Annotated in this window: 7 protein-coding genes; 3 read left to right on the top strand and 4 right to left on the bottom strand. The window is 66.1% G+C overall.

Annotated features, from left to right (window positions below; translation table 11 throughout):
- Positions 1–22: 22 nt before the first annotated feature.
- Both N5D48_RS03610 and N5D48_RS03605 read right to left on the bottom strand, forming a co-directional pair.
- On the bottom strand, positions 23–1,021 hold the full coding sequence (locus N5D48_RS03610; protein WP_279881121.1) for an FAD:protein FMN transferase: 999 nt from the start codon (positions 1,019–1,021) through the stop codon (positions 23–25).
- Positions 1,022–1,248: 227 nt separating this feature from the next.
- Positions 1,249–2,712 carry a glyceraldehyde-3-phosphate dehydrogenase gene (locus N5D48_RS03605; RefSeq protein WP_279881119.1) on the bottom strand — a complete coding sequence of 488 codons (1,464 nt, stop codon included), beginning with the start codon at positions 2,710–2,712 and terminating at the stop codon, positions 1,249–1,251.
- A 167-nt stretch (positions 2,713–2,879) separates the two neighbouring features.
- On the opposite strand from N5D48_RS03605, the gene mfd reads away from it, so the two are divergent.
- From mfd to N5D48_RS03590, 3 genes are read left to right on the top strand one after another with little or no spacing between them, the layout of a single operon-like run.
- A complete protein-coding gene (gene mfd / locus N5D48_RS03600) occupies positions 2,880–6,329 on the top strand; it encodes a transcription-repair coupling factor (protein WP_279881117.1) in 3,450 nt (1,149 codons plus the stop codon).
- Positions 6,330–6,338: 9 nt separating this feature from the next.
- The gene (locus N5D48_RS03595; protein WP_279881115.1) at positions 6,339–6,899 is read left to right on the top strand and encodes a CsiV family protein; all 561 of its coding nucleotides are present in this window, start codon (positions 6,339–6,341) and stop codon (positions 6,897–6,899) included.
- Between the two features lie 4 nt (positions 6,900–6,903).
- Entirely contained in the window at positions 6,904–10,215 is a 3,312-nt protein-coding gene (locus N5D48_RS03590) for a DEAD/DEAH box helicase (protein WP_279881113.1), read from the top strand.
- Between the two features lie 120 nt (positions 10,216–10,335).
- On the opposite strand, the gene nagZ is transcribed toward N5D48_RS03590, so the two are convergent.
- Together nagZ and N5D48_RS03580 are read right to left on the bottom strand one after the other, a co-directional pair.
- Positions 10,336–11,346, bottom strand: a complete 1,011-nt coding sequence (nagZ, locus tag N5D48_RS03585; RefSeq protein WP_279881111.1) for a beta-N-acetylhexosaminidase — start codon at positions 11,344–11,346, stop codon at positions 10,336–10,338.
- Between the two features lie 172 nt (positions 11,347–11,518).
- Positions 11,519–12,223 (bottom strand): TetR/AcrR family transcriptional regulator, encoded by a 705-nt coding sequence (locus tag N5D48_RS03580; protein ID WP_279881108.1) that lies wholly within the window; start codon positions 12,221–12,223, stop codon positions 11,519–11,521.
- Between the last annotated feature and the right edge of the window lie 68 nt (positions 12,224–12,291).

The following is a 12,291-nucleotide window of genomic DNA, read 5'->3' as shown; positions in this document are numbered from 1 at the left end:
GCGATCATCCGTGGCTTGCCTTTCACTCGCCTTTCAGCGCCTGCTCGAACGCCGGGGTAGACCGGGAGACGAAGCCACCCTCGACCCGGGTCACCAGCACCGCGGCGATGCCATTGGCCAGGGCGAAGTCCCAGCCTCGCCGCGGGCCCAGGATCAGCAGCAAGGTGGAATAGCCATCAGCCAGCAACGCTGAAGCGTCGAGCACGGTCACCGACGCCAGGTCATGCTCGACCGGGCGCCCGAGGCGGGCGTCGAAGGTGTGCGAATAGCGCCGGCCATTGTCCTCGAAATAATGACGATAGTCACCCGAGGTGGACACGGCGAGGCCCTGCACGTCGATGACCTGGCGGGCGATCTGGCGGTCCTCTCGTGGCAACTCCAGGGCTATCCGCCAGGCACTGCCGTCGGGTTTGCGCCCAACGGCCTTGAGCTCGCCGGTAGCTTCGGCGAGGAAGCTGTCGATGCCCATGCCATGCAGGCGCTCGGCGATCAGGTCGACGGCATGGCCGGCGGCGATGCCGTTGAAGTCCAACTCGATGGCGGCGTCCTTGCATAGACTGCCACCCTCAAGACGCAGGTGACGGTAGCCCACGCGCTGGCGAGCGATGGCCAGGGCCTGAGGATCCGGCACGTGCATCTCACGGGCCTGGGGGCCGAAGCCCCAGAGATCGAGCAGCGGTTCTACGGTAAGGTCGAAAGCGCCCTGGCTCTGTTCGGCCAGGTGCTGACCGAAGCTGGCCAGCTCGAACAGGTCGGCGTCGACCGCCAGGCACTGGCCGGCCGGGAGCTGGTTGAAACGACTGACGGTTGAGTCGCCACGGTAGGTGGAGTAGCGGGCGTCGATGGACTGGAGGATGGCCTCGACCTCGGCCTGGACCTGCGCTGGCGCCGGGCCGCCAGGTTGGCGCGCGTACTGGATGCTGTAGCTGCTGCCCATGGTCGGGCCGCCGAAGCGCTCGAGGGTGGGGCCTTGGTTGCAGGCTGACAGCAACAACAGGCAGAGCAGAAGAACTGTGCGCAACTTAGATCTCTCGGTTGACCTGCCCACGCGGTCGGTGTAGGAGCGGCCTTGTGTCGCGAAAGGGCTGCGCAGCAGCCCCGGCAATTGTGGCAGTGACGCTGAAAACCTGGGGCCGCTTTGCGGCCCGTTCGCGACACAAGGCCGCTCCTACAACGATCGCACTGATGCGAGGAGCAAAAAAAACGGGAACCCGAAGGTTCCCGTTTTTTCAACGCATTACAAGCGGATCAGCGTGGAAACGCTGGCGGGTTCACACCGGCCATGTCTTCCATCACGCGGACCACCTGGCAGCTGTAACCAAACTCGTTGTCGTACCAGACGTACAGGACAACGCGGTTGTCGTTGCAGATGGTCGCCTCGGCGTCGACCACACCGGCGTGGCGCGAGCCAACGAAGTCGGTGGACACCACTTCCTGGGAGCTGACGTAGTCGATCTGCTTGTGCAGGTCCGAGTGCATGGCGGTCTGGCGCAGGTACTCGTTCAGCTCTTCGCGGTTGGTGGCCTTCTCCAGGTTCAGGTTGAGAATGGCCATCGACACGTTCGGCGTCGGTACACGGATCGCGTTGCCGGTCAGCTTGCCCTTGAGCACCGGCAGTGCCTTGGCGGCGGCGGTGGCGGCACCGGTCTCGGTGATGACCATGTTCAGCGGCGCGGCACGGCCACGACGGCTGCCCTTGTGGAAGTTGTCGATCAGGTTCTGGTCGTTGGTGAACGAGTGAACGGTCTCGACGTGGCCGTTGACGATGCCGTACTGGTCGTTGATGGCCTTGAGCACCGGCACGATGGCGTTGGTGGTGCAGGACGCCGCCGAGATGATCTTGTCGTCGGCGCTGATGTCGCCGTGGTTGATGCCATGCACGATGTTCTTCAGCGCGCCCTTGCCCGGCGCGGTGAGGATCACGCGGGCGGCGCCTGGGCAGGCCAGGTGCTGGCCGAGGCCGTCGGCGTCGCGCCATACACCGGTGTTGTCGACGATCAGCGCATCGTGGATGCCGTACTGGGTGTAGTCGACTTCACTCGGGCTCTTGGCATAGATCACCTGGATCAGGTTGCCGTTGGCGGTGATGGTGTTGTTGGCTTCGTCGATGACGATGGTGCCATCGAACGGACCGTGCACCGAGTCACGGCGCAGCAGGCTGGCGCGTTTGACCAGGTCGTTCTCGGCGCCCTTGCGCACGACGATGGCGCGCAGGCGCAGGCCGTCGCCGCCACCGGTCTTCTCGATGAGGATGCGCGCCAGCAGGCGGCCGATGCGACCGAAGCCGTACAGGACGACGTCGGTGCCCTTGCGTGCGGAAGCGTTCTGCTGACCCACGACGTCGGCCAGTTCGTCACGCACGAACTGCTCGGCGCTGCGGCCATTGCCTTCGACCTTGAACTTGTTGGCCAGCTTGCCCAGGTCCACCGAAGCGGCGCCCAGTTTCAGCTCGCTCATGGCCTTGAGCAGGGGGAATGTCTCGTGGACGGACAGCTCGGTCTCGTCGGTCTGACGGTGACGGGCAAAGCGGTGGGCTTTGAGGATCGAGATAACCGAACGGTTGATCAGGCTGCGGCCATAGATCGAGCTCACCACGTTGTTGTTGCGGTAGAGCTGACCGATAAGCGGGATCATCGCTTCAGCCAGGGCTTCACGATCGATCCACTCACCAAGACACTGGTCGGGCTTCTGAGTCACGGTAACCTTCCACATGTAGGGGAACAAAAAAGGGGCTACATTATGACGCCCCGCGGCGTATCGGGCAATGAGCGCCTGTCGCCGGCGCCAGACCCCGTCGCAATGCCCTTTCGAGCCTGACAGCGCGCCCCGTCACCGGTACAATCGATCTCTTTGCCGCAACGCTTGGAGTCCAATCTCCCGTGTCAGTTCTGCGCCTACCGAAACTGTCGGCCACGGCCGGCAAACAAACCTGGGGCAACCTGCCCGGCGCGGCCTTGAGCCTGGCCGTCGCCGAGGCGGCCAGCACCGCTGGTCGCTTCACCCTGTTGCTGACCGCCGACAGCCAGGCCGCCGATCGCCTGGAGCAGGAGCTGCGCTTCTTCGCCCCGGACCTGCCGGTGCTGCCGTTCCCCGACTGGGAAACCCTGCCCTACGACCTGTTCTCGCCGCACCAGGACATCATCTCCCAGCGCATCGCCAGCCTGTACCGGTTGCCGGAGCTGGACCACGGCATCCTCGTCGTGCCTATCACCACCGCCCTGCATCGCCTTGCCCCCACGCGCTTCCTGCTGGGCAGCAGCCTGGTGCTGGACGTGGGCCAGAAGATCGACGTCGAGCAGATGCGCACGCGCCTGGAGGCCAGCGGCTACCGCTGCGTCGACACGGTCTACGAGCATGGCGAGTTCGCCGTGCGCGGCGCGCTGATCGACCTGTTCCCCATGGGCAGCAAGACGCCGTACCGCATCGACCTGTTCGACGACGAGATCGAAACCCTGCGCACCTTCGACCCGGAGTCGCAGCGTTCGATCGACAAGGTCGACTCGATCCGCCTTCTGCCGGCGCGCGAGTTCCCCATGCAGAAGGACGAAGTGACGCGTTTCAAGGCGCGCTTTCGCGAACGCTTCGACGTGGACTTCCGCCGCAGCGCGATCTTCCAGGACCTCACCAGCGGCATCATCCCCGCCGGCATCGAGTACTACCTGCCGCTGTTCTTCGAAGAAACCGCCACCCTGTTCGACTACCTGCCAGCCGACACCCAGGTGTTCTCCCTGCCGGGCGTGGAGCAAGCCGCCGAGCACTTCTGGAACGACGTGCGCGGGCGCTATGAAGAACGTCGCGGCGACCTCAGTCGCCCGCTGCTGCCGCCAGCAGAGCTGTTCCTCCCGGTCGAGGACTGCTTCGCCCGCCTCAAGCAATGGCCGCGCGTGGTGATCGGCGCCGATGACGTCGAGCCTGGCGCCGGCCGCGAACGCTTCCCGGCCCGCGCCCTGCCCAACCTGGCCATCGAGGCCAAGGCCAACCAGCCGCTGGCGGAGCTGTCGAACTTCCTCGACCAGTTCCCTGGCCGCGTGCTGTTCACGGCCGAATCGGCGGGCCGACGCGAAGTGCTGCTGGAGCTGCTCGAGCGCTTGAAGCTGCGCCCGCAGACCGTCGACGGCTGGGCCGACTTCGTCACCGGCAACGAGCGTCTGGCGATCACCATCGCCCCGCTTGACGATGGCCTGTTGCTGGACGACCCAGGCCTGGCCCTGGTGGCCGAGAGCCCACTGTTCGGCCAGCGCGTGATGCAGCGAAGGCGTCGCGAGAAACGCGGCGAGGCGGCCAACGACGCGGTGATCAAGAACCTCACCGAGCTGCGCGAAGGCGCGCCGGTGGTGCACATCGACCACGGCGTGGGCCGCTACCTGGGCCTGGCCACCCTGGAAATCGACGGCCAGGCCGCCGAATTCCTCACCCTCGAGTACGCCGAGGGCGCCAAGCTCTATGTGCCGGTGGCCAACCTGCACCTCATCGCCCGCTACACCGGCAGCGACGATGCCCTGGCGCCGCTGCACCGACTGGGCTCCGAAGCCTGGCAGAAAGCCAAGCGCAAGGCCGCCGAACAGGTGCGCGATGTTGCCGCCGAACTGCTCGACATCTATGCCCGCCGCGCCGCGCGCAAAGGCTATGCCTTCGCCGATCCGGCCGCCGACTACGCCACTTTCAGCGCCGGCTTCCCGTTCGAGGAAACCCCCGACCAACAGGCGGCCATCGAGGCGGTACGCGCCGACATGCTCGCCGGCCAGCCCATGGACCGCCTGGTGTGTGGCGACGTCGGCTTCGGCAAGACCGAAGTGGCCATGCGCGCCGCCTTCATCGCCGTACACGGCGGGCGCCAGGTCGCATTGCTGGTGCCCACCACCCTGCTCGCCCAGCAGCACTACAACAGCTTCCGCGACCGCTTCGCCGACTGGCCGGTGAAGGTCGAGGTGATGAGCCGCTTCAAGTCGGCCAAGGAAGTGGCCAGCGCCGCGGCGGAACTGGCCGAAGGCAAGATCGACATCCTCATCGGCACCCACAAGCTGCTGCAGGACGATGTGCGCTTCAAGGACCTGGGCCTGGCCATCATCGACGAAGAGCACCGTTTCGGCGTGCGCCAGAAGGAACAGCTCAAGGCCCTGCGCAGCGAGGTGGACATCCTCACCCTGACCGCAACGCCCATTCCGCGCACGCTGAACATGGCGGTGTCGGGCATGCGCGACCTGTCGATCATCGCCACCCCGCCAGCGCGGCGCCTGTCGGTGCGCACCTTCGTCATGGAGCAGAACAAGAGCACGGTCAAGGAAGCGCTGCTGCGCGAACTGCTGCGCGGCGGCCAGGTGTACTACCTGCACAACGACGTCAAGACCATCGAGAAGTGCGCCGCAGAACTGGCCGAACTGGTACCCGAGGCGCGCATCGGCATCGGTCACGGGCAGATGCGCGAGCGCGAACTCGAACAGGTGATGAGCGACTTCTATCACAAGCGCTTCAACGTGCTGATCGCCTCGACCATCATCGAGACCGGCATCGACGTGCCCAGCGCCAACACCATCGTCATCGAGCGCGCCGACAAGTTCGGCCTGGCCCAGCTGCACCAGCTGCGCGGCCGGGTCGGCCGTAGCCACCACCAGGCCTACGCCTACCTGCTGACGCCACCGCGCCAACAGATCAGCGCCGACGCCGAAAAGCGCCTGGAGGCCATCGCCAACACCCAGGACCTGGGCGCAGGCTTCGTCCTGGCCACCAACGACCTGGAAATCCGTGGTGCCGGCGAGCTGCTCGGCGAAGGCCAGAGCGGGCAGATCCAGGCGGTCGGCTTCACCCTGTACATGGAAATGCTCGAGCGCGCGGTCAAGGCCATCCGCAAGGGCACCCAGCCCAACCTCGAGCAGCCGCTGGGCGGCGGTCCGGAAATCAACCTGCGCCTGCCGGCGCTGATCCCCGAGGACTACCTGCCCGACGTGCATGCGCGCCTGATCCTCTACAAGCGCATTGCCTCGGCGGCCGACGAAGAAGGCCTCAAGGACCTGCAGGTAGAGATGATCGACCGCTTCGGCCTGCTGCCCGAGCCGACCAAGAACCTGATGCGCCTGACCCTGCTCAAGCTGCAGGCGGAAAAGCTCGGCATCAAGAAAGTCGACGCCGGCCCCAACGGCGGCAAGCTCGAGTTCGAGGCCGAGACCCCGGTCGACCCGCTGACCCTGATCAAGCTGATCCAGGGCCAGCCCAAACGCTACAAGTTCGAAGGCGCGACCCAGTTCCGCTTCCTGGTACCGATGGAACGCCCCGAAGAACGTTTCAACACCCTGGAAGCGCTGTTCGAGCGCCTCACTCCACAAAATTCATAAGGAAGCTTCATGCGTGCCATCCGTTGCCTGACCCTGCTGCTGACGCTGTTCGCGCCGCCAGCCTTCGCCGCAGGCCCCTATCAGGTGGAAATGATCCTGGTGCGGCAGAACGCCGTGGCGGCGTTCACCAGTCCGTTCGCCCCGGAGGACTGGAGCGCCGGCGCGCCGCGCCTGGACAAAGGCGCCGAGCGCCCGACCGCGCTGGGTGACGAAGTCACCCGCCTGCAGGCCACCGCCGACTACACGGTACTGCTGCACAAGGCCTGGCAACAGGACGCCAGCACGGTCGCCGTGGGCGTCGGCGACGAACAGTTCGGCCACTTCCCGATCGAAGGCAACCTGCGCATCAGCGAAGATCGCTTCATCGCCGTCGACGCCAACTTCTGGGTCAACCAGCTCGACGCCAACGGCGGCGTGCTGCGCAGCGAGCAGTTCAAGCAGAGCAACAGCAACATGAAAGCCGGCCAGCTGACCTTCCTCGATGGCGGGCACCTGGCACTGCTGCTCAAGGTCTCGCCAGCCGGCATGCGCAAAATCCCGTTGCCGGATCCGGAAATGATGGAGCAGTGAAATCGTGAACGCCGATGTGCAGAAGCTGGCAGCCGAGAACCCGAGCTGGAAGCACGACTTTTCCGCAGCCACCCTGCAACGCGGCGAACGCTACGCCGAACAGGGGCTGGTGAACATCCAGTCCCACGGCGACTCGCGCATCGAGGCTACCTGCCGCGGCAGCGGCAGCAATATCTACCGCCAACGAATCATCATCACTGCCGGGCCATCCGGGCAGTGCCATGTACGCGGCAGTTGCTCCTGCCCGGTTGGCGAGAACTGCAAGCACTGCGCCGCCGTGCTGTTCACCCTGGCCAATACCTACCAGGGCGGCACGACGCCGAGCGATCAGCTACCCCATCACCTGCAACACTGGCTGCAGAGCCTGGCCCAGTCGCCCCCGGCCCAGGAAGCCGTTGAAGACAAGCGCGGACGCATGGTCTGCTACCAGCTGCTGCTCAACGGTGACGAAAACTGCGCCCTGCGCGTGCGCAAAGGCACCCGCGACGAGCACGGCATTCGCTACAGCCGCATCCAGTCCCTGTATGAATTGCTCTACGAGCCCCCCAAGTTCGTCAAGGACGAAGACCTGCGCATCCTGCGCCAGCTCTCGGCGCAGACCGTGCCCTACGGCCATGAGCGCGGCTACGCGCTAAAGGGCCACGAGGGCGGTGAGCTGCTGCAGCGGGCACTGGATACCGGGCGCCTGCTGTTCATCGAAGAACTGCCCCTGCTGGTGCAGGGCGCGCCGCGCCAGGCGGACTTCCGCTGGGTACGCCTGGACAACGGCGACTACCGGGGCATGTGGTACAACGGCGAAGAGCGCCTGAACTGCGTGCTGCCACTGGTCCCGCTGTACTACTTCGATGTCGACAGCAAGGAGGTCGGCATCGTGACCCACGACCTCGAGCCGCACACCGCCCTGCAGCTGTCCCTTGCTCCTGATGTACCGGAACACCTCATCGTGCCCCTCAGCCACAAGCTCAACGCCCTCAATCATCACCTGCCCACACCCACCACCGTGCAACAGGAGCTGCTCGACGACCTCGAGCCGACCCCGCACCTGACCCTCGGCAGCCTCGAGTTCAGCGCCTACATGCCCAAGACCGGGCGCATGCAACGGCAGATGCAGCATCGCGCCGCGCTGGCGTTCGACTATGACGGCCTGCGCGCCAGCGGCAACGACGACAAGCCGCTGAGTCGCCTGGTGGGCAGCACCAGCCAACGCATCCGTCGCCACCCCCAGGCCGAGCAGGCCCTGCGCAAGGTGTTGCGCGAGCATGGCTTCAGGCCCGCCACCCGCCAGAGCAAAGCCCTGCCCGACAGCGCTGGCGAGATGTACCAGCTGACCGACGACGAAGCCTGGCTGCGCTTCGCCCGCGAGGGCCTGCCACGCCTGCGCGAGGCCGGCTGGACCATCGATGTGCTCCGCGACTTCGCCTTCAACCTGCACGAGGTCGACGACTGGTACGCCACCATCGACGAAGCACCAGGCCACGAGTGGTTCGACCTGGAACTGGGCATCGTCGTCGATGGCCAACGCCACAGCCTGCTGCCCATCGTCCTGCAGTTGCTGCGCGCCAGCCCCGAGCTGTTGCGCCCCAGCGAACTGGCGCGACGCAGTGACGACGAGCACCTGCTGCTCGACCTCAACCGCGCCCGCCACGACAGTCCGGCGCTGCGCGTCGCCCTGCCCTACGGGCGGATCAAGGCCGTGATGGGCACCCTTGGCGAGCTGTACCTGCACGAACACGCCGTCGGCCCAAGCCTGCGCCTGGAGCGCGCCGATGCCGCCCGCCTGAACGAGATCGACCACCTGCCACTGCAATGGCAAGGCGGCAGCGAGGTTCGCGACCTGGGCCGGCGCCTGCGCGATGCCCGCGACCTGCAAGTGGCGCCACCCAAGGGCCTGAACGCCACATTGCGCCCCTACCAGCAGCAAGGCCTGAACTGGTTGCAGGCCCTGCGCGAAATGGGTACCGGCGGCATCCTCGGCGACGACATGGGCCTGGGCAAGACCCTGCAGACCCTCGCCCATCTGCTGCTGGAGAAAGAGGCCGGGCGCCTCGCCTCTCCGGCGCTGGCGGTGATGCCCACCAGCCTGGTCCCGAACTGGCTCGACGAAGCCCGGCGCTTCGCCCCCGACCTGCGCGTCCTGGCCCTGCACGGCCCTGGCCGCAACAAGCACTTCGCCAACCTTGCCGACTACGACCTGGTACTGACCACCTATGCCCTCGTCCCCCGCGACCTGGAGCACCTCAAGGGTCAGCCATGGCACCTGCTGGTGCTGGACGAGGCGCAGAACATCAAGAGCAGCACCAGCAAGGCCGCCCAGGCCGTGCGCGAACTGCAGGCCGACCAACGCCTGTGCCTGACCGGCACGCCGATGGAGAACAACCTCGGCGAGCTGTGGTCGATCTTCCACTTCCTGATGCCCGGCTGGCTTGGCGACAGCAAGCGCTTCACCCAGGACTACCGCACCCCGATCGAGCGTCATGGCGACGGCGAGCGCATGGCCCACCTGGCCAGCCGCATCCGCCCGTTCCTGCTGCGCCGCACCAAGGAGCAGGTGGCCACCGAGCTGCCAGCCAAGACCGAGATGATCCACTGGGTCGAGCTCAGCGACGCCCAGCGCGACACCTACGAAGCGGTGCGGGTGGCGATGGACAAGAAGGTCCGCGACGAAATCGCCCGCAACGGCGCCGCCCGCAGCCAGATCGTCATCCTCGACGCGCTGCTCAAGCTGCGCCAGGTGTGCTGCGACCTGCGCCTGGTCAAGGGCACCGAGACCAAGGGCACGTTCGCCGACAAGGGCAAGCTGGGCAGCCTGCTGGAGATGCTCGAGGAGTTGCTCAGCGAGGGACGCAAGGTCCTGCTGTTCTCGCAGTTCACCTCGATGCTCGCGCTGATCGAGTTCGAACTGGAGAAGCGCGGCATCCGCTACAGCCTGCTGACCGGCGACACCCGTGACCGCCGCGCGCCGGTCCAGCAGTTCCAGAACGGCGACAGCGAGGTGTTCCTGATCAGCCTCAAGGCTGGTGGCACCGGGTTGAATCTGACCGCCGCCGACACCGTGATCCACTATGACCCATGGTGGAACCCGGCCAGCGAGAACCAGGCCACCGACCGCGCCTACCGCATTGGCCAGGACAAGCCGGTGTTCGTGTTCAAGCTGATCACCCGGGGCACGGTGGAGGAAAAGATCCAGCAGCTGCAGCAGGAGAAGGCGGCACTGGCGGCCGGGCTGCTCGATGGCGGGCAAGCCGGGCAATGGCGGCTGGGAGATGACGAGATCGACGCGCTGTTCGCGCCGTTGCCGGGCAAGCGCGGGCGTTAAGCCAGGCTTTTCCCGTGCCGGCCTCTTCGCGGGTAAACCCGCTCCCACAGGGACGGCGTATTCCTTGAGAGCGACGTATAACCTGTGGGAGCGGGTTTACCCGCGAAGAAGCCAACGCGGTCAATCGACCAGCTGGGCGTCCTTCAACGCCCCCAACGCCTCCAACCAACGCGGCTGCTGGCGGTAGTCGGTACGCGCAAAGCCCTGCCCACGCATCCGCGCGATCCGTGGCGACGGCTTGACCTTCATCCGCTGCGCCGCGCTCAACGCCAGCTCCGCCGCCGCCCGGTCGTTGCACACCAGGCCCATGTCGCAACCGGCGCTCAGGGCCGCCTCGATGCGACTGGCGGCATCGCCCACCACGTGGGCACCGGCCATGGATAGGTCATCGCTGAAGATCACTCCGTCGAAGCCCAGCTCGCCGCGCAGGATGTCCTGCAACCAGCGCCGGGAGAAGCCGGCCGGTTGGTTGTCGACCTGCGGATAGATGACATGTGCCGGCATCACCGCCGCCAGCTGCCCGCTCAGGCGGCTGAACGGCACCAGGTCGGCGGCGCGCAGCTGCTCCAGGCTGCGCTCGTCGACCGGGATCGCCACATGCGAGTCGGCCTCGGCCCAGCCATGCCCCGGGAAATGCTTGCCACAGGCCGCCATGCCGGCGGCATTCATGCCGCGAATGAAAGCTCCCGCCAACCGGGTGGCGCGCTCGGGGTCCCCCTCGAAGGCACGACTGCCGACCACCGCGCTGCGCTGGTGGTCGAGGTCCAGCACCGGCGCGAAGCTCAGGTCCAGCCCCACTGCCAGCACTTCGGTCGCCATCAGCCAGCCGCACTGCTCGGCCAGGTAATCGGCGTTGGCGTTATCGGCGATGGCACGCATGGCCGGCAAGCGCACGAAGCCCTGGCGCAGGCGCTGCACCCGGCCACCTTCCTGGTCGACGGCGAGAATGAGGTCGGGACGAATCGCACGAATCGACGCGCACAGCTCGCGCACCTGGCGCGGGCTGTCGATATTGCGAGCGAAGATGATCAGGCCGGCCACTTCGGGCTGGCGCAGCAGATGGCGGTCTTCGGCGTTCAGCCAATGGCCGGCGATATCCACCATCAGGGAGCCTTGGAGGCTGGCGGTCATAGCGAGTCCTTACATTGCAGATCCAGGAGAGCCCGACAGGCACACACTCTCATGGGACAGCCAGCGGCCCATAGGTTCAGTGTGCAAGGGAAAGCGCCGCAATCGCAGCGGCTCAAGGCGAGGTCGAGCATGGGGCGCTAGCTTAGCCGAAGCGCCCCGTTGCGCCCAGTGTTCAGGCCTTGACGGTCGTACCGGACTTGCTGCGTGGGCGCAGCTGGGCGGCGGCCATGGCTTGGTCGGTGACGCCGCTGTCGGCGCGCATGCCGGCGGCCAGGAACGGCACCATCAGGCGCATCACCTGCTCGATCGAGGTGTTGATGCCGAAATCGGTTTCGGCAATGGCGCGCAGCGCCTTGATCCCCGACATGCTGAACGCGGCGGCCCCCAGCATGAAGTGCACACGCCAGAACAGCTCGAGCGGAGGAATGTTGGGGGCGGCTTCGTTGACCAGGAGCATGTAGCGACGGAACACCTTGCCGTACATGTCTTCAAGGTAACGGCGCAGGTGACCCTGGCTCTGGCTGAACGCCAGCCCCAGCAAACGCATGAAGATGGACAGGTCGTTGTTGCTGCGCGGCTGCACCGCGAGCGCCTGCTCGACCAGCATTTCCAGCAATTCCTCGAGGCTGGCCTTCTGCTCGGGGCGCGCCTGGCGACGCTCGAGCTCACGCTCGAGGCTGGCGCAGAAAGGGCCGAGGAAGCGCGAGAATACCGCCTGGATCAAGGCTTTCTTGGAGCCGAAATGGTAGTTCACCGCCGCCAGGTTGACCCCGGCCTTGCTGGTGATCAGCCTCAATGAGGTTTCCGCGAAACCGCGCTCCGCGAACAGCTGTTCCGCCGCATCGAGGATGCGTTCAACGGTTTCCGATTGAGCCATGACTACTCCGCCTGACAAACAGTTGTTTGAAACATACGTTTCAGGCCTGTCGATGTCAAGGCTGGGTG

The organism is Pseudomonas sp. GD03858, from assembly GCF_029840925.1.
GTDB lineage: Bacteria > Pseudomonadota > Gammaproteobacteria > Pseudomonadales > Pseudomonadaceae > Aquipseudomonas.
This window is presented reverse-complemented; position numbering and strand designations above follow the sequence as displayed.